General features: G+C 61.0%; 19 protein-coding genes and 2 pseudogenes. 10 read left to right on the top strand and 11 right to left on the bottom strand.

The features are described 5' to 3' along the window. Nucleotides 1-440: 440 nt before the first annotated feature. The 5 genes and pseudogenes from ACQKKX_RS00820 to ACQKKX_RS00800 all read left to right on the top strand — a co-directional run bounded on the left by ACQKKX_RS00820 (nucleotide 441) and on the right by ACQKKX_RS00800 (nucleotide 3,683). Nucleotides 441-659 carry a hypothetical protein gene (locus ACQKKX_RS00820; protein ID WP_427567895.1) on the top strand — a complete coding sequence of 73 codons (219 nt, stop codon included), beginning with the start codon at nucleotides 441-443 and terminating at the stop codon, nucleotides 657-659. A 27-nt stretch (nucleotides 660-686) separates the two neighbouring features. Continuing rightward, nucleotides 687-965: pseudogene (locus ACQKKX_RS00815) on the top strand (type II toxin-antitoxin system PemK/MazF family toxin); the annotation flags it as partial. Between the two features lie 25 nt (nucleotides 966-990). After that, nucleotides 991-1,887 (top strand): LysR family transcriptional regulator, encoded by an 897-nt coding sequence (locus ACQKKX_RS00810; protein WP_427567893.1) that lies wholly within the window; start codon nucleotides 991-993, stop codon nucleotides 1,885-1,887. Between the two features lie 111 nt (nucleotides 1,888-1,998). Further along, nucleotides 1,999-2,643, top strand: a complete 645-nt coding sequence (locus ACQKKX_RS00805; RefSeq protein ID WP_427567891.1) for a DUF1007 family protein — start codon at nucleotides 1,999-2,001, stop codon at nucleotides 2,641-2,643. Next, a complete protein-coding gene (locus ACQKKX_RS00800; protein WP_427567889.1) occupies nucleotides 2,637-3,683 on the top strand; it encodes a nickel/cobalt transporter in 1,047 nt (348 codons plus the stop codon). The genes ACQKKX_RS00805 and ACQKKX_RS00800 overlap by 7 nt, the downstream gene beginning before the upstream one ends. Here the strand turns inward: ACQKKX_RS00800 and ACQKKX_RS00795 are convergent, their stop codons facing one another. The 4 genes from ACQKKX_RS00795 to ACQKKX_RS00780 all read right to left on the bottom strand — a co-directional run bounded on the left by ACQKKX_RS00795 (nucleotide 3,684) and on the right by ACQKKX_RS00780 (nucleotide 6,176). Then, nucleotides 3,684-3,893 carry a hypothetical protein gene (locus tag ACQKKX_RS00795; RefSeq protein WP_427567887.1) on the bottom strand — a complete coding sequence of 70 codons (210 nt, stop codon included), beginning with the start codon at nucleotides 3,891-3,893 and terminating at the stop codon, nucleotides 3,684-3,686. Next, nucleotides 3,890-4,585 (bottom strand): GNAT family N-acetyltransferase, encoded by a 696-nt coding sequence (locus ACQKKX_RS00790; protein ID WP_427567885.1) that lies wholly within the window; start codon nucleotides 4,583-4,585, stop codon nucleotides 3,890-3,892. The genes ACQKKX_RS00795 and ACQKKX_RS00790 overlap by 4 nt, the downstream gene beginning before the upstream one ends. Before the next feature lie 108 nt (nucleotides 4,586-4,693). Then, the gene (locus ACQKKX_RS00785; protein ID WP_427567883.1) at nucleotides 4,694-5,407 is read right to left on the bottom strand and encodes a tellurite resistance TerB family protein; all 714 of its coding nucleotides are present in this window, start codon (nucleotides 5,405-5,407) and stop codon (nucleotides 4,694-4,696) included. A gap of 130 nt (nucleotides 5,408-5,537) precedes the next feature. Further along, nucleotides 5,538-6,176, bottom strand: coding sequence for a 2-dehydro-3-deoxy-phosphogluconate aldolase (locus ACQKKX_RS00780; RefSeq protein WP_427567881.1), 639 nt, complete (start codon nucleotides 6,174-6,176; stop codon nucleotides 5,538-5,540). A 146-nt stretch (nucleotides 6,177-6,322) separates the two neighbouring features. On the opposite strand from ACQKKX_RS00780, the gene ACQKKX_RS00775 reads away from it, so the two are divergent. The 5 genes and pseudogenes from ACQKKX_RS00775 (at nucleotide 6,323) to ACQKKX_RS00755 (ending at nucleotide 9,596) form a co-directional block, all read left to right on the top strand. Further along, nucleotides 6,323-6,823 carry a CYTH domain-containing protein gene (locus ACQKKX_RS00775; protein ID WP_427567879.1) on the top strand — a complete coding sequence of 167 codons (501 nt, stop codon included), beginning with the start codon at nucleotides 6,323-6,325 and terminating at the stop codon, nucleotides 6,821-6,823. Next, nucleotides 6,798-7,709 carry a CHAD domain-containing protein gene (locus ACQKKX_RS00770; RefSeq protein ID WP_427567877.1) on the top strand — a complete coding sequence of 304 codons (912 nt, stop codon included), beginning with the start codon at nucleotides 6,798-6,800 and terminating at the stop codon, nucleotides 7,707-7,709. Before ACQKKX_RS00775 ends, ACQKKX_RS00770 begins: the two co-directional genes overlap by 26 nt. A gap of 266 nt (nucleotides 7,710-7,975) precedes the next feature. Further along, nucleotides 7,976-8,920 (top strand): rhodanese-related sulfurtransferase, encoded by a 945-nt coding sequence (locus tag ACQKKX_RS00765; RefSeq protein WP_427567876.1) that lies wholly within the window; start codon nucleotides 7,976-7,978, stop codon nucleotides 8,918-8,920. 93 nt (nucleotides 8,921-9,013) lie between these two features. After that, nucleotides 9,014-9,304 (top strand): annotated as a pseudogene (locus ACQKKX_RS00760) (BrnT family toxin); the annotation flags it as partial. After that, nucleotides 9,282-9,596: a BrnA antitoxin family protein gene (locus ACQKKX_RS00755; RefSeq protein ID WP_427567874.1), complete on the top strand. Its 315-nt coding sequence runs from the start codon at nucleotides 9,282-9,284 to the stop codon at nucleotides 9,594-9,596. The pseudogene ACQKKX_RS00760 and the gene ACQKKX_RS00755, both read left to right, overlap by 23 nt. A gap of 22 nt (nucleotides 9,597-9,618) precedes the next feature. On the opposite strand, the gene ACQKKX_RS00750 is transcribed toward ACQKKX_RS00755, so the two are convergent. The 7 genes from ACQKKX_RS00750 to ACQKKX_RS00720 form a co-directional block, all read right to left on the bottom strand. Next, nucleotides 9,619-10,059: a hypothetical protein gene (locus ACQKKX_RS00750; RefSeq protein WP_427567872.1), complete on the bottom strand. Its 441-nt coding sequence runs from the start codon at nucleotides 10,057-10,059 to the stop codon at nucleotides 9,619-9,621. Beyond that, on the bottom strand, nucleotides 10,059-12,242 hold the full coding sequence (locus ACQKKX_RS00745; RefSeq protein ID WP_427567870.1) for a putative bifunctional diguanylate cyclase/phosphodiesterase: 2,184 nt from the start codon (nucleotides 12,240-12,242) through the stop codon (nucleotides 10,059-10,061). Before ACQKKX_RS00745 ends, ACQKKX_RS00750 begins: the two co-directional genes overlap by 1 nt. Before the next feature lie 142 nt (nucleotides 12,243-12,384). Continuing rightward, complete coding sequence (locus tag ACQKKX_RS00740; protein ID WP_427567868.1) at nucleotides 12,385-13,161, bottom strand: MetQ/NlpA family ABC transporter substrate-binding protein; 777 nt, start codon at nucleotides 13,159-13,161, stop codon at nucleotides 12,385-12,387. 73 nt (nucleotides 13,162-13,234) lie between these two features. After that, the gene (locus tag ACQKKX_RS00735) at nucleotides 13,235-14,014 is read right to left on the bottom strand and encodes a MetQ/NlpA family ABC transporter substrate-binding protein (RefSeq protein WP_427567866.1); all 780 of its coding nucleotides are present in this window, start codon (nucleotides 14,012-14,014) and stop codon (nucleotides 13,235-13,237) included. Between the two features lie 22 nt (nucleotides 14,015-14,036). Continuing rightward, a complete protein-coding gene (locus ACQKKX_RS00730; RefSeq protein WP_427567864.1) occupies nucleotides 14,037-14,705 on the bottom strand; it encodes a methionine ABC transporter permease in 669 nt (222 codons plus the stop codon). Further along, the gene (locus tag ACQKKX_RS00725; protein WP_427569310.1) at nucleotides 14,695-15,726 is read right to left on the bottom strand and encodes a methionine ABC transporter ATP-binding protein; all 1,032 of its coding nucleotides are present in this window, start codon (nucleotides 15,724-15,726) and stop codon (nucleotides 14,695-14,697) included. Before ACQKKX_RS00725 ends, ACQKKX_RS00730 begins: the two co-directional genes overlap by 11 nt. Before the next feature lie 317 nt (nucleotides 15,727-16,043). Further along, nucleotides 16,044-17,420 (bottom strand): GH1 family beta-glucosidase, encoded by a 1,377-nt coding sequence (locus ACQKKX_RS00720; protein ID WP_427567862.1) that lies wholly within the window; start codon nucleotides 17,418-17,420, stop codon nucleotides 16,044-16,046. Nucleotides 17,421-17,442 lie beyond the last annotated feature (22 nt).

Raw genomic sequence — 17,442 nt, 5'->3', positions numbered from 1 at the left:
GACCAACGCCCTGCCAAGAGCTTTGATCCGCTTTGTCTGCCATTGATTGGAGGGTTGTCCCTACCGCACTTTTGGCAATTCAGGTGTGCCTCTACAGAATTGCATGCTGATGGAAAGCATGCAGAGACTTAAAAGGCCCGCACCGTCGTTGCTTCAGATGTCCTCGCATTTCCCGGTTGGCCGGAATAGCGACTGGAGGGGTTAGTTCCAGGTACCTTACCGATGACCTCACCTTAGAGATAGATCTCAATTCGAGGGTCGGCGGACACCCATGGGCACGTGCGACTTTGGGCAAGGCGGGAGATAAGAATATTCGCGGTCATAATCAAGCGGTTTTTTCGGACAGGAAAAAATAATCCGAGAACACTCTCGAGGTTGAATTTGCGGTGCGACATGCTCGGTATTAAATTAGGCGGTGAGGAGTCCGCAGGAGAGGTCGAATGCCATCTGTCCGGAACCAGCAAAGAGCTCATGAAACGGAAGTCGCGGATGCCTTGCGGCCGGAAATTCGCGCCGCATTGCCTGATGTGAGCGATCCAGAGGTCAAGGCGCGGATAGCCAAGGCAATCGCGGCCATGGACCCTGACGTCGAGGCCGAATCATTGCGTTGGATCGAGTCGGTATCGTTGTTTGACAACGAGGACCGCGACCTCGAATGAAGCGTCGCCGTTTCGGGGGATTACGGCAAACCTCGCCCCACCGTCGTCATTACCAATGATATTCTGCTCGCTCGCGAATATGGCGGCATCGCGGTTTGCCAGTTCACATCGACAATGGATTTACAGGCAGATTTTTGCATTACTATCGAGCCTTCCGACCAGAACGGGCTGAAGGCTCGATCCGACCTTATGATCGACAAACCCGTCGCGGTATCCCGCCTTCGGATTGGCTCCATCATCGGTCATTTAAGCCATTCAGATATTAAGAGATTAGACGTGGCGCTCGCCTTTGCGCTTGGCTTATAAGTCAAGCCCAGAAGCTGGAGTAACCATGGACACACTCACCCGCATGCGCGCCTTCATCGACGTTGTCGAAGCGGAAGGCTTTTCCGCCGCTGCCCGCCGCACCGGCCGCTCCAAGGCCCTTCTGTCGAAATACGTGCGCGAACTCGAAGACGATCTCGGTGCGCTTCTTCTCAACCGCACCACCCGCCAGTTCTCGCTGACCGAGGCCGGCCATACCTATTTCCGCACTGCCGCAGACATTTTGAAAGAGATCGACAATCTCGCCGATCTCGTGCGCGAGAACAATGCCGATCTCAAGGGCCGCATCCGCGTGTCGGTGCCGCGCACCTTCATCGATGCCCCGGTCGGCCAGTCGCTGATCGATTTCGCTGCCGCCAATCCGGAAATCGCGCTGGAAATTGTCGCCGAGGATCGCTTTGTCGATCTGATCGAGGAAAGTTTCGATCTCGCCATCCGCATCACCCGGCTGGAGGATTCAGGCCTCATCGCCCGCAAACTCTCCGATTTCCGCGTCTATGCCGTGGCGACGCCGGATTTCGTCGCCCGCTTCGGTCCGTTCGACCATCCGCAGGACCTGACGGGAAAACCCTTCATCGTCGACACCAATACCCGTTCGCACAACAATATCCGTTTTCAGGATCCCAACGGCGGCGCCCTTTCGGTGCCGGTCGCCGGCCCGATCGAGGTCAACAGTCCGCAGGCGACGTTGCGCGCGGCGCAAGCGGGCCTCGGCGTCGCCATCGTGCCGGATTTCATCGTCCTGCCCTTTATCCAGTCCGGCGAACTGGTGACGCTGTTCGACGACTATATCGTCAAGGACCGGGGCATCTATGCGGTTTACCCGCATAGGCGCTATCTGCCGGCAAAGGTGCGCAGTTTCGTGGACTTTTTGACCGCGTGGTTTCGCAAGACCCAAGTCTGACGGTGAGTGCATGCATTTCGAGGCAATAACGGCACTGTCATCAGGGAGCCGAAATTCCGTCTTATTTGCGGGTCACTGCACCTCGCATCATTTGGGCAAAGAAACCGAAGCATGAAGTTTTTCAGATCGATCATCGCTGCCGCAGCACTCTGTGCCATGCCCCTGCCCGCGCTTGCCCATCCGCATATCTTTCTCGATGCGCGGTTGGAAGTGGTCGCAAGCGATGACGGTCATCTGGCCGAGTTACGCAATGTCTGGCGGTTCGACGAGGTGTTCTCCTCCAGCGTGCTCCTCGATTTCGACAGGAATTCCGACCTGAAGCTCGACAATGAGGAACTGGCGGAACTGGGCGAGACGATGCGTGCCTCGATGGAGGATTTCCATTATTTCACCACGATCTCCGTCGACGGCAAGGACGTGCCCGTGGCAGAGCCGGGCATCATCCACGTTTCCTGGCAGCACGGCCAGATTCTCGTCATCTTCGCCGTCAAGCCGGCAAGGCCGGTACCGCTTAAAGGCAAGCTTGCCTTCGGTATCTACGATCCCTCGATGTACACCGCAGTCAATTTTCCAACCGATAACGACCTGAAGGTGGAAGGCAAGGGTTTCGCCGCCTGCACGCATACCGTGGTTCGCCCCGATCCGGACGAAGTCATCGCCTCCAACAAGGATACGCTGACCGACGCCTTTTTCAACGATCCGACCGGCACCGACATGACCAAGCTTTTCGCGACGCGCATGGAGGTGACATGCTGAGCCCGCGCCGTTTCACGCCCATTCTTCGCGTTCTCCTCCTTCCCGGCCTCGTTTTTGCCAGCCTTGCCCTGGCCACCACAGCTTATGCCCAGTCACCGCTCGGCGTCGGCTCGGCCGAGCCCAGCTTTTCCCTGGGCGGTCCGCTGGCGCCCTATTTCCAGTGGATCAACACCTATCAGCAGAGTTTCTATCGCGCCTTGACCGGTGCGCTCAAAGCCATGCGCGAAGACCCTTTCGCCTTGGCAAGCCTGATCGGCCTGTCCTTTGCCTATGGCATCTTCCACGCCGCCGGACCCGGCCACGGCAAGGCGGTTATCTCCTCCTATATGATCGCCAACGAAACCGCGCTCAAACGCGGCATGGTGATCTCCTTCCTCTCGGCACTGCTGCAGGGCGTCGCCGCCATCCTTCTGGTCATCATCGCCTATTTCGCGCTGCGCGGCACCGGCATCACGCTGACCCGCGCCACATGGGCGATGGAGGCGGCGAGCTTTGCCATGATCGCGCTGTTCGGCTGCTGGCTGCTTGTGCGCAAAATCGGGTCGCTGCGCCGGCCGGCGGCGCTGAATGGACTTGCCATGGCGGCCCCGACCGGGCCGACCGGCCTGCGTTTCGAAGCTGTCGAGGTGCATGATCATTCCGACCTCGAACACGGCAATGTCTGCGCCGATTGCGGTCAGATGCACATGCCGGATGCCGCCGCCATGGGTGGACGCAATTTCAGCCTGCAGGAGGCATGGTCGGCCATTCTGGCCGTCGGCATGCGCCCCTGTTCCGGCGCCATTCTGGTGATGACGTTCTCGCTTTTGAACGGGCTTTATGTCGGCGGTGCGCTGTCGGTGCTCGCCATGTCGATCGGCACCGCAATCACCGTCTCCATCCTCGCGACGCTCGCCGTCACGGCCAAGGATGTCGCGGTCCGTTTCGCCGGTGCAGGCTCCGCTCGCGCGCAGAAAATCACGCTTGGTGTCGAGATCGTCGCAGCGCTCTTCCTCGTGCTGATGGGCCTGTCGCTGCTGGGCGCTTCGCTGCAGGCGTGATTACCGGCCGTCACGCCGCCGCTGATAGCGCGCCCGCGCCCAGAAAATCCAGAAGAAGCCGAGGATCAGCAGCGCGCCGACGATCACCGCCAGAACCGGTGAATAGGCGCCGATCCACAGAACCAGCGGTGGCAGGAAATAAAGAACGAGAATGGCGCCGCCGAGAATGACGGCGGCGGCAAGCGCCTGCGATTTCGCTTCAGGCGTCATGCGTCAGGTGTCCCGGCAATCTCGGCGCGCAAATCCTCCAGCCTGCGCTTTTGATTTCCGTCCGCGTCAAAATTGTCCGGCGCAAGCCAGGCCTCGAAAGCCTTGCCGATCACCGGCCATTCGCTGTCGATCATCGAAAACCACGCGGTATCGCGGTTCTGCCCCCGTGAAATCAGGTGCTGGCGGAAAATGCCTTCGAAGGTGAAACCGTACCGTTTGGCCGTGGTCTTGCTCGGTTCGTTGTCATTGTGGCATTTCCACTCGTAACGGCGATAATCGAGATCCTCGAACACGTGTTTCGCCATCAGGTAATGCAGTTCTGTCGACATCGGCGAACGTTTCATTGCCGGTCCGTGCGCGACCGAGCCGACCTCGACGACCCCGTTTTTCGGATCCGGCCGCATATAGCTCGCCATGCCCATTACCGCGCGGCTGGCGTTTTCGCGTGCGATCAGCGTCACGAAACCGGATGCGTCGCGCACATGGTCGAGCCAGGCGCCAAAAGCTTCCGGCGTGTCGTAATGGTCGTTGGGGAAATAGCGGATGAGGTCATTGATGCCGGCAGCACCGCCAAGCGCCTCCCATAGCGCGGCAAGATGTCTTGCGCGCTCATAGGGTTCGAGCGTGACGAAACGGCCCGTAAGGGTGACGGGCGCGGGAGCGGCGGGACGGTAGGTGGAAAGATCGCGCATGAAAGCCTCGGCTGTGAACGAAGGGAGGCTATGCGGGGCACAGGCGAAAGGCAACAGGCCGGCCCGCGCATGAATGCGCGAGCTGGGATATCTTCGGGACGGACCGGTTCAGGCGTCGAGCTTGGCGGCCGAAACGGTCGCATCGATATGATCGACCAACGCATCCGGCAGGTTCAGACGACCGGCGAGCAGATCGAGATAGCCGCGCTCGGCGCGGGTATCCGGATCGATGGTAAGGCGGGTTGCGGTGTAAAGCTCCACCTTCTGCTCTTCCGTGCGGGCCGCGGCCACCAGATCGTCGATATCGACCGGATTGGCGAGCTCGTCTCGGATGAAGGCTTCCGCCTCCGAACCGAGATCGACCTCGTGCACCTTTTCCATGATATTGGCGCGCTCGGCCGCGTCGATATGGCCGTCGGCCTTGGCGGCGGCGATCATGGCGCGGATCAGCGTCAGCGCAAAATCGTTGGAAAGCTGGGGCGATTGCAGGCTGAACGCCGAATCAGGCGGCGGCAGGGCAATCGGCGCGTTGCTGGCAGGCGTCGGCTGCGGCGCGGCGTCCGGTGCCTTACCGGACTGGTAGTTTTTGTAGGCGAGATAGCCGAGCCCGGCCACGGCCGCGATGCCGCCGATCGTCGCCACATTGCCGGCCAGCTTGCGGCCGGTCTTGGTGCCGAGAATGGCAGCGGCGATGCCGGCAGATTTGAGCGGATTGTTCCTGGCGACATCGCCGAACTGGCCGGCCCGATCGCGCACGCTTCCCGAAAGACCGGGCACCTGCGAACCGAGGAACTGGTCTAGAAGCTTCTTGGCGTCGAACATCTCATTCTCCTGATCGCGAAACAATGACCCGGAGATAGGAATGCGGCAGACGAAATCAAACGGATGACGGAAATGTCATGAGGCGGTCCTCGCAACGGACCGCTTCATGACCGCGCTCAAAATATTCCGTTCAGGCCTTCAGGGCGAAGGCTTCCGAGGCAAGCTTGGTGATGCCGGCCCAGTCGCCGGCGGCAATCATCTCCTTCGGAGCGACCCAGGACCCGCCGACGCACACGACATTCGGCAGCGCCAGATAATCCCTGGCGTTCTTCAACGAAATGCCGCCGGTCGGGCAGAACATCATGCCCGCGAGCGGCGATGACCAGGCTTTGAGCATGGCAGCGCCGCCGGCCTGTTCGGCGGGGAAAAATTTCATCACCTCGTAGCCGGCTTCACGCAGCGTCATCACCTCGCTCGGCGTCGCCGTGCCCGGAAGCAGGGGCACCTCCGAATCGGCCGCAGCGGCCAGCACGCCCGGCGCGACGCCCGGCGATACGATGAAAGTCGAGCCGGCCTTGACGGCGGCTTCGTAATCCTTCGAACTCAGGATGGTGCCAGCCCCGACATTGGCGCCTTCGACCTCGGCTGCAACCGCCCGGATGGCATCGAGGGCCGCAGGGGTGCGCAGGGTAATTTCGATGGCCCGCAGGCCACCGGCAACCAGGGCTTTTGCGAGATCCACCGCAGACTTCGCGTCGTCCACGATCAGCACCGGAACGACCGGCTGCAACTTGAGGATGGAAAGGACTTTCTCGGTCTTGCCGCTCATCATGATATCCATATCAAACGATTGAAGTCGCGCCTGGAATACTCTCCAGACCCTGCGATGTCGAGGAAAAATGAAGCCGCGACATCACGCGGGGCTGGTCGAAACCCATGCCTTGCCATAGGTTTGCCCCTAACAACGGAGCGCGCATGGCCAAGGAAATAGAACGCAAGTTTCTGGTGGCGGATGATGGCTGGAAAGCCGCAGCCGGCAAGACCCAAAGCTTTCTGCAGGCCTATATCGCCACCGGCGACGATCGCTCCATCCGCGTGCGCATTATCGACGGCGCGCAGGCCCGCCTGACGATCAAGCTCGGCCGCGACCTTTTTGTGCGCGACGAATTCGAATACGACATTCCGCTTGCCGACGCCGAGGAGCTGATGCGGGGCGCGATCGGCATTGTCCTTGAAAAGACCCGTCACCGGGTGGACTATCGCGGCTTCACCTTCGAAATCGACGAATTCGCCGGCTTCTACCATGGGCTGGTGGTCGCCGAGGTGGAAATGCAGTCGACCGATGACAGGCCGGATCTTCCCGAATGGCTCGGCCGGGAAGTGACCGGCGACAAGCGCTACTCCAACATGGCGATGGCGATCGATGAAACCCTGAGCACGGAGTTGGGCCATGGCTTATCGAATCCGCCCTTGTGAGCCTTTCACCAAAGAGGTGCGGCGGGTTGCCGAAAGCCAGCTCAGGCGGGCGATCGACCTGTTGCGGGATCAGCCGGACGGCCAGCACAAGGCCGTGCACGACGCGCGCAAGCGCTTCAAGCGGGTGCGTGCGCTCTATCGTCTGCTCGGCTCCGATGCCAGGCATTTCCGAAAGCAGGAAAATGCCCGCATCCGCGATGTCGCCAAGACCCTGTCCACGGCGCGCGATGCCACAGCGCTCATCGAAACCACCGAATATCTGGTCGGGGATGCGGCCTCGCCCGAGGAGATCGCAGCGCTCACTTTCGCGTCGAACGCGCTGATCGAGCGACGTGACCGGATCGTTGCCGCAGAAACCGATCTTGCGCAAAAGATCGCGTCTGCCATCGACCAGTCCGGCGAGGCGATCGAGGCATTGGAGGCGCTGACGCTGACCGACGATCCGAAAAAGACGGCAAAGCGTCTCTCTCGGGCGTGGCGCAAGCGGCGCAAGGCTTCGGCCGAGGCCCTGGCCGCCTGTCACGCGCAGCCCGAGGCGGATGTGTTTCACGAATTGCGCAAGGCCGGCCAGACCTACTGGATGCATCTGTCGCTGATGCGCGATCTGTGGCCTTCCGCCATGGCCGCCAAGCATGACGATGCAAAGACACTGGTCGAGATTCTCGGTCATGAGCATGATCTTTCGGTGCTGACGCAACTGATCAACGAGGAGGCGGACCTGTTCGGCGACGGCGATACGCTGGCGCGGCTGCTGGGCGCCGTCATCGCCAAGCAGCAAAAGCTGCGCGAGCAGGCGCTGACGCTCGCCGACACGGTGTTTGCCGAGGATATCGACGAGGAGAGCCGGGCGATTGCGCTGCTGTGGAAAGCGGCCGCGGAAGGCTGATCGCCGGATGCTGCGGGCGCCGCCTTCCCGGCCGCAAGCCTTCGTCATTTCATGATCCGGTGATCGCCGGTGGCTGCCCGTCCCTCGTTCTTTGCCGGCGTTGCCCTCCACGCGCTCCAGCCCTCCCCCCTGCTGGCGGTCATGCGTGCGTGTGTCTGCGGGCCGTTTCGACGTCCATGTCCAGAAATACCGATCCGTGCACGCCCGCCGGGCGTAGCGCAGATAGGCCGTTGCGCTTACTGGGCCAAAATTGTATTTCCAGCGCCATGACCGACAATCAGACCCTCGCGCGCCCGCAAGCCACAGGCGCATTTCTTGTGGCTGCCCTTTACCATTTCGCCCGCTTCGAACGTTTCGAAGGCGTGCAAAAGCCGCTGCAAGCCTTTTGCGATGAAAACGGCATCAAGGGCACGCTGCTTCTCGCGCGCGAGGGCATCAACGGCACGGTGGCCGGCACCGATGGGGCAATCGCAAAACTGCTCGCTCACCTGCGCGCCATGCCGGAATTTGCGAGCCTTGAGCACAAGGAAAGCCGGGCGTCGAAAATGCCCTTCGTGCGCATGAAGGTGAAGCTCAAGAAAGAGATCGTCACCATGGGCGTCGAGGATATCGATCCCAACCGCATCGTCGGCACTTATGTCGATCCGAAGGACTGGAATGCGCTGATCTCCGATCCGGAAACTATCGTGATCGACACGCGCAACGACTACGAGACGGCGATCGGCATTTTCAAAGGCGCAGTCGACCCGAATACCAAGACGTTCCGCGAATTCCCTGACTGGGTGCGCAACAATGCCGGCCTGCACAACAAGCCGAAGATTGCCATGTACTGCACCGGGGGCATCCGATGCGAGAAGGCGACCGCCTTCATGAAGCAGGAGGGTTTCGAGGAAGTCTATCACCTCAAGGGCGGCATCCTGAAATATCTCGAGGAAGTGCCGGAAGAGGAAAGCCTGTGGGAAGGCGCCTGTTTCGTGTTCGACGAGCGCGTCTCGGTCGAACACGGGCTGAAGGAAGGCAATCACAAGCTCTGCCATGCCTGCCGTAACCCGATCACCGCCGAAGAAGTCACCTCGGAAAAATACGAGGAAGGCGTGTCCTGCTCCAACTGCTATGACAGCCGCTCGGAAGAAGACCGCCTGCGTTACCGCCAGCGCCAGCTGCAGATCGCGCTTGCCAAGAAGCGCGGGCACAAACACATCGGCGGCTGATGAAGAACACGCGCCGGATATGCCCCGATATCCGCGACGCTTGCCCGATCTTGGTGTTGGTACAAAAACGTACTAACATATGAACCATGGGCACGGTTTGAATGGGATCCGGAAAAGGCAGAGGCCAATCTCCGCAAGCACCGGGTGAGCTTCCCGTTGGCTACCCGTGTCTTCGCCGATCCATTCGCCATGACAGACCAGGACCGCATCGAGGGCGGGGAATTTCGATGGCAAACAGTGGGCCTCGTGGAAGGTGTTCTGCTGTTGCTGGTGGCGCACACCCTGTGGGACGATGAGGATGGTGTTGAAGTGATCCGCATCATCTCGGCGCGTCGGGCCGAACCGAAAGAGAGAAGGCGCTATGAGCAAAACCGTTCGCCATGAGGTTGACCTGAGCAACCTGCCGCCTCTCACCGAGGCGCAAAAGGCCGAGATCGAGTCTCTGGCGGCAATGCCGGACGATGAGATCGATACTGGCGACATTCCCGAACTGGATGAAGCATTCTGGAAAAACGCCGTGCAGGGCCGGTTCTACAAACCGACAAAGACCGCGACCACTGTTCGGGTAGATTCGGATGTACTGGCTTGGCTCAAGGGACAGGGCAAAGGTTACCAGACCCGACTGAATGCGATTCTGCGCCGTGCTATGTTGGCCGATCTTGACCAGCACAAGTGATCGGCCGCGTCGCGCGCCTATTCTATTGCTTGGAAGAACCGGTCACTTTCTGAGCGATCAAAACACCCGCCGCCGCCGCACTGAAAATACAAAAAGCCTGCAGATACCGATCGCCAACAACGAATGCAGTCAGGAAAAAATCACCACAGTCCAAGCTCATGAGCGTCAGCGCCAACGCGCCAATATTCAGAGCAAAAAACGCCAGCACCTCTGCATCTGATATTGATCTGTTCCAGCGGAACAGCCGCCAGAGAACGGACGGACCGATCATAAACGAAAAGAGCATTGCGACTTCGTCATCACCACCGGATGACAGCAGCTCACCGCATTGAAAAGGTGTCTCGGTAGACCCGGCAAAAAAGCCGGAATACGCAGAAAAACCCGATGCAGATGCGACAGCGGTGACCGTTAAGAGACAGAAGACCAGTGAGACGATGGCATTTCTTCCCCTACCGGCAGACATCAGCTCACGACCCTTTGCTCCATCACCATGCGCCCGATCGCATCCGCGGACATCGGTCGGCCGAACAGGTAGCCCTGTAGCTCGTCGCAGCCGCTCAGCCGCAAAATCCTGGCCTGGTCCTCGGTCTCCACGCCTTCCGCCGTCACCGGAATGTCGAGCGCGCGCGCCAGCGCGACCGTCGCCTGCAACAGATCCACCGCGCTGCCGCCCTCCGCCACCGTCGCCACCAGCGACTGGTCGATCTTCATGCGGTCGAAACCGAACTGGCGCAGATAGCCGACGCTGGAGAAGCCGGAGCCAAAATCGTCGAGCGCGATCTTGACGCCGATAGCCTTCAGACTGGCGATCGCGGCAAGCGCGCGGCCCGGATTGCGGATGAAATAGCTCTCCGTCATTTCCAGCGTGATCCGGCCGGGATCGATCCCAAGATCGCTGAAAGCCCGCGCGACCTGCCCGGCAAAGGCCGGGTCGCGGAACTGGCCGGGCGAAATGTTGACGGCAAGGCGCAGGCCCGGCCATTGCCGGACCGCCCGGCAGGCGGTGCGCAGCACGGAGAGACCGAGTTGATCGATCATGCCGGTCCGTTCGGCAATGCCGATGAACACTTCGGGGCTGACGGCGCCATGCCCCGGCCGGTCCCAGCGCGCCAGCGCCTCGACCGACACCATCCGTCCGTCGCGCGCGTCGACGACCGGCTGGTAGACCACGCCGATCTCGCTGGTTTCGATGGCGCGTCGCAGGTCGATCTCCAGCTGGTTGCGCGCTTCACGTTCGGTATCCATGGCCGGGTCGTAGACGGTCCAGCGACCGCGCCCGTCTTCCTTCGAACGATACATCGCCATGTCCGCGCGGCGCAGCAGTTCCTCGCCCGAAACCGTGCCGCGCGCCGACACCGCCACGCCGATACTGCACCCGACGACGGCGACGCGCTCGCCGATGACGAACGGCTCGCCGAAAAAACCAAGGATCCGCTCGCATAGTTCCGCAGTCTTCCGCGCCTGGCTGCGAGTGTTCAGGGCAATGGCGAATTCGTCACCGCCGACGCGCGCGATCGTCGCCGGACCGGAAATCAGCGTCTTCAGGCCGGCCGCCACGCCGCGTATCAGGTTGTCGCCGGTGGCGTGGCCATAGGCGTCGTTGACTTCCTTGAACCCGTCGAGGTCGAGATAGAGCAGCAGCACGTCGTCCTGACCGGACCCGGCTTGAGACACAAGCCGTCCGAGATCGGAAAAAAGACCGAAGCGATTTGCAAGCCCGCTCAGCGGATCGAGACGCGACAGGTCCAGCGCGGCCGTTTCTTCCGCCTTGATCTGGCGCAGCAGGCGCGATCCGCTGACGAACAGCAGAATGAAATAGATCGCCACCATGGCAATCGCGCCAAGAACGAGCGGCTGCACCTGCGCCAGGCTGGCGCGCCCCGGCAGACGCGAACTCCAGCTGAGCACACCGATCGCCTCGCCCCGCACGTCGCGGATTGCGACATGGTTTGCCGGCCGTTCGCCCGCGCTTCTCAGCGTAAGGCCATCGACAACATAGGTCCGGGCCATGGCCTTGATATGCGGATCGCTCAGATGCCGCGCCAGCACGAGGTAACGGCGCTCGCCCGGCTCCTTCTCAATCGTGCCATTCTTTTGGCGAACGAGACCAATGCCGATCGCCGCAATGCCTCGTGCGGTGGAGATGAAGGCGCTTGCCTCGGGGGTCGAACCGGGCGCGGCATGGCGCACGCTGTCGAACAGTTTCGCAAAGGAGGCATCAAAGAAGCGATCGACGGACCAGTCCGCCGGCTGCCCGGCATCGTACACCATCAGCGCACGCCCTTCGGCATCGAGCAAGACGGAGGCATCGAACAGGTTGCTGTTGGCGGTCATCTCGCCGAAATTGGCCACTACCCAGTCCATGCCGTCAGCGTCATAGACATGGCGGGCGGCATCGTCCCAGGCGGCATAATCGTTGAGCGTGGCACCGAGATGATCCCGGAACGTCTGCAGCGCACCGATCGTCGTCTCGCGCGAGCGTTCGTCGTCCAGCCGGTCGGCATGCGCGCCGACGCGGTCGAGCGCGGTCAGCACCATGCTGGTGACGATCACCATCACCGCTGCAAAGATGACCAGCAGCGAGCGCACCAGCGAACGGCGCTGCGCGGCAGAAGACGGCTTTTGACGCGATGACAGGACCCGCATGTTTTCCCCCGAACCCGGAATGCGTTGCCGGACTCACATTTTGTTTATCGCGGTGAAATCGCAGGCGCAAACCCTCGCCAATGAAAAAGGCGGCCCGGAATGACCGGACCGCCGCGATTGCAGTGGATGAAACGCGAGACAATTACCAGGAAGCGATGATCGCGCCCTTGTATTCCTCATCGATAAACTTGCGAATGCTGTCGTCATGGTAGGCTTCTACCAGTGTCTTGGCCCAGGAAGCATCCTTGTCGGCCGTGCGCACAACGATGATGTTTGCGTAAGGCGACTCGTCTCCTTCGATTGCGATGGAATCCTTGCGCGGGTTGAGGCCGGCTTCCATGGCATAGTTGGTGTTGATGACGGCGGCATCGACGTCATCGAGCGAGCGCGGCAGCTGGGCGGCGTCGATCTCGGCGAACTCGATCTTCTTCGGGTTCTCGATGATATCGGCCGGGGTTACCTTGATGCCGGCATCCGGCTTGAACTTGATCAGGCCCTTGGCGGCCAGAACCAGCAGGGCGCGCCCGCCATTGGTCGGGTCGTTCGGGATGGCGACGGTCGAACCTTCCTTCAGTTCGTCGAGGCTCTTCACCTTCTTGGAATAGACGCCCATCGGGGTGGTGATGGTCTTGCCGATGCTGACGAGATCGAACTTGCGGTCGGCGATCTGGTTGTCGAGATAGGGCTGGTGCTGGAACGAGTTGGCCTGGATGTCGCCGTCGTTCAGCGCCTGGTTCGGCACGACATAGTCGGAGAACTCGACGATATCGATGTTGAGACCCTTGGTCTTGGCGACCTCGGCGACCTTTTCCATGATCTTGGCATGTTCGCCGGCCGAGACGCCGACTTTGATATCTTCGGCAAGGGCGGAGCCGGCGGCGAAGGCCGCAAGCGTTGCGGCAAGGATGAGCTTCTTCATTCGGTGTTCCTCACGGTTTTTGCTTGGTTTCATGGCACCGCACCGTATGACGGGGCGGCGCAATCGGTTGCGCTTACCAGGTCGGCGTGATCGCGCCCTTGAACTTTTCCTCGATAAAGGCCTTCACCTCGGGGCTGTGATAGCTCTCGACGAAGGTCTTCACCCAGTCGGCCTGGCTGTCCTTGGCGCGCACGGCGATGATGCCGACATAAGGCGCCTTGGTGCTTTCCTGGAAAATGCCGTCCGACTTCGGGTTCAAACCGGCGGCAAGCGCGTAATTGGTGGTGATGGCGGCCAGATCGACATCGTCGAGCGAACGCGGCAGCTGGGCGGCATCGAGTTCGAGAATGTTCAGCTTCTTCGGGTTGTCGGTAATGTCGGCAACCGATGCCTTGACGCCGACGCCGTCCTTGAGCGTGATCAGTTTCTGGTCGGCCAGAAGCAGCAGGGCGCGGGCGCCATTGCTCGGATCGTTGGGGATCGAAACGGACGCGCCCTCCTTCAGCTCGGAGAGCGCCTTGATCTTCTTGGAGTAACCCGCCATCGGGAAATTGACGGACTGGGCGACGCTGACGAGATCGAGCCCGCGCTCCTTCACCTGGTTGTCCAGATAGGGCTGATGCTGGAAGGAGTTGATGTCGATATCGCCATCCGATAGCGCCTGGTTCGGCACGACATAGTCGGAGAACTCGATGATATCGAGATCAAGACCCTTCTTTGCTGCGACTTCCTTGACCTTTTCGACCAGCTGCGCATGCGGGCCGGGTGTCACGCCGACCTTCTTCGTTTCGGCGAGTGCCGCACCGGTGGAAAACAGGACGGCAAGCGTTGCCGCGACAATCAGTTGTCTCATGATCTTACCCCTCTAAAAACAGTCAGTTCTTGCGATTGCGCTTGTCGAAACTGCGAGCCAGTGCGTCGCCGGCGCTCTGTACGAGCTGGACGAGCACGATCAGCACGATGACGACGGCGAGCATCATTTCCGGCATGAAACGCTGATAACCGTAACGGATGCCGAGATCGCCCAGACCACCGCCGCCGACAGCGCCGACCATGGCGGAATACCCGATCAGGCTGACCATGGTCATGGTGAGTGCGGCCATCAGGGCCGGACGCGCTTCGGCGAGCAGAACCTTGAAGACGATCTGCATCGGGGTCGCCCCCATGGCACGCGCTGCCTCGATCAGGCCCTTGTCGATCTCGCGGATCGCCGCTTCCACCAGACGGGCGAAAAACGGAATGGTCGCGATGGTCAGGGGCACGATCGCCGCGTTGGTGCCGATCGAGGTGCCGGTGACGAACCGGGTGAACGGAATGATCGCCACGACCATGATGATGAAAGGCGTCGAGCGGGCGGCGTTGACGATCAGGCCGATGATGCGGTTGACCATCGGCGCCGGGAACAGTTCACCCCTGCCGCTGGTGGCGAGGAAAATGCCGATCGGAAGGCCGATCAGAGAGCCGAGCAGGCCAGAGATCGCCACCATCTGGCCGGTCTGGCCAAGCGATTTGAGGATAAGGCTGATCATCATCTCAAGCGACATAACCGAGAACCTCCGTGGTCAGGCCGGTTTTGGCATAGAATTTTTCCGCGCGAGCGACGACTTGGGGGTCGGCCGAATAGGAGACGACCAGCGAACCAAAAGGCTCGCCGCCGATCTCCTCGATACCGCCGGCCAGAATGTTGACGTCGGAGCCAAGCTCGGCAACCAGACGGCCAGTCAGCGGCTTGAAGGCGGTTTCGCCGAAGAACACCAGACGAACCAGAACGCGGTCGCCAACAGACGGAACCTGCTTGATGCTGTTGCGCAGCCATTCCGGCAGGTTGAGCGCAGACGCCAGAAGCGTGCGCGTCGTCTCATGGCTCGGGTTGGCGTAAACGTCGAATGTGCGGCCGGCTTCGACGATACGGCCGGCATCGATCACTGCCACATGGCTGGCAATGGTTTTCACCACTTCCATCTCGTGGGTGATGAGGAGAACCGTCAGGTTCAGTTCGGCATTGATGCGCTTGAGAAGTTCGAGGATCGACTGCGTGGTTTCCGGGTCGAGCGCCGAGGTGGCTTCGTCGGAGAGCAGCAGTTTTGGATCGGTCGCAAGCGCCCGGGCAATGCCGACGCGCTGCTTCTGGCCGCCGGACAGTTCCGAGGGATAACGGTTCGCCTTGTCACCGAGACCGACGAGATCGAGCAGCGGCCCGACCTTGGCCCTGATCGTTGCCTTGTCGACACCGGCGATTTCCAGCGGCAGTGCCACGTTGTCGAAAGCGGTGCGCGATGAAAGCAGGTTGAAGTGCTGGAAGATCATGCCGATCTGGCGGCGCAGGCCACGCAGACCATCCTCGCCAAGCCCGCCGACCTCGATGCCATCAACGATCACCTTACCGGTCGTTGCCTTTTCCAGCCCGTTGACGAGGCGGATCAGCGTGGATTTTCCAGCACCGGAGCGGCCGATAATACCGGTGATGGCGCCGCGTGCGACGGTGAGATCGATATCGGCAAGCGCGGTAAAGCCGCCTTCGCCAGCGGGGCCGTAACGCTTTCCGACGCCTTCGAAGGCAACCATCGGCACCGGATGCGTCGTGACCGCCTGATCGGCCTCCGGCGCGGTGCGGGTTACCGCTTGTTGGATTGTCATAGTCTACTCTCGGGTGTTGGTCTTCTTGAACTGGCGGCTCTATAACCGCTTAATGGCGTTTTAGCCAATCAGCGGCACATTCGAAGACAAACACGGGAGGCAAGCATTTTCTGACGGCTTTCGGTATGCGCGGTTGCAGCAGAGAGTTCTGTCTCTTCTGACGAAGACTTATGCGGCCCTCGCCGACAACTGCACAGGGATGGTTTTCCGTTTGTGCGATGCGGCAGGAAATAATCTTCTCTCTTCTAGGCGGGATCCTGCTCCCCTGACGAAGAGAAAGCCGAAGCCAGCGCGCTATACCAGTTTCCGCTCTTCTTGATCGTCCGCTGCTGGGTCTCGTAGTCGACATAGACGAGGCCGAAGCGCATGCGATAGCCTTCCGCCCATTCGAAATTGTCCATCAGGCTCCACGCGAAATAGCCCTTGATCGGATAACCGGCCTTTACCAGATCGGCGACGACCGCCAGATGGTCGGCATAGTATTCGAGACGCATGTCGTCCTCGACCTTGCCGTCGACAAGTTCCGTATTGTCGCAGGCGCCGTTTTCGGTGACATAGCAGACCGGAAGGTCGTAACGCCGGTAGAGATCCTCGATGAGGGATGCCATGGCCGGCGCATGAATTTCCCAGCCGATATCGGTGATCCGGTCGCTGACGAATGGTGCCGGCCGCATCGCGGGGAATGTGGCATCCTCGTTCGGATCGGCAAGCACGCGCATGGGCGTGTAATAATTCAGCCCCCACCAGTCGAGTTTTTGCGAGATGACCGCAAGATCCCCCTCCTCGACCGGCGGCATGCGATCGCCCAGCGCGGCGACCAGCGACGGCGGATATTCGCCACGGAAGACCGGGTCGAAAAACGCGCCATTGTGGAAGTCGAAGGCGCGCTCGGCCGCAGCCCTGTCTTCGGGTTCCTGCGTGCCGGGAATGACCGAATGCGCGTTGAGCACCAACCCGGCCGGCACGTTCGGCGCGGCATCGCGGATGGTCTCGATCCCGAGGCCATGGGCGAGATTGGTGTAATGCATGGCAGCGAGTGCCGCTTCCATGCTGCGCTCGCCCGGCGCATGCACGCCGTACAAATGCGACAGCCAGACGGAGCACCAGGGCTCGTTGAAGGTCGCGACCGAATCGAGCCGGTCGCCGAGCCTTGCCATCACCACCTGGGCGTAACGCTGGAAGGCATAGGCCGTCGAGCGCGCCGTCCAGCCGCCATCACCCATCAGCGCCAGGGGCAGGTCCCAATGATAGAGCGTCGCATAGGCCTTGATGCCGCGCGCCTTCATGCCGTCGAGAAGGCGATCGTAGAAATCCAGCCCGGCTTCGTTGATGCGGCCGGTGCCATCGGGAATGATGCGCGGCCAGGCAATAGAAAAGCGATAGGCTTCGACGCCCATCTCCTTGATGAGATCGAGATCCTGTTCGAAGCGGTGGTAGTGATCGCAGGCAATATCGCCGTTGTGGCGGGCATGGACGCGACCCGGCATGTTGCAAAAGGCGTCCCAGATCGAGGCCTTTCGCCCGCCCTCCTTCGTCGCACCCTCAATCTGGAAGGCGGCCGTTGCGACGCCGAACAGGAAGTCCGCGGGAAATTGCCGGGCAAGATGCAGGGGGTCGGTCATGAGAACACGCCTCTGTTCTGGT

The sequence above is a fragment of the Neorhizobium sp. NPDC001467 genome, assembly GCF_050275975.1.
GTDB lineage: Bacteria > Pseudomonadota > Alphaproteobacteria > Rhizobiales > Rhizobiaceae > Neorhizobium.
This window is presented reverse-complemented; position numbering and strand designations above follow the sequence as displayed.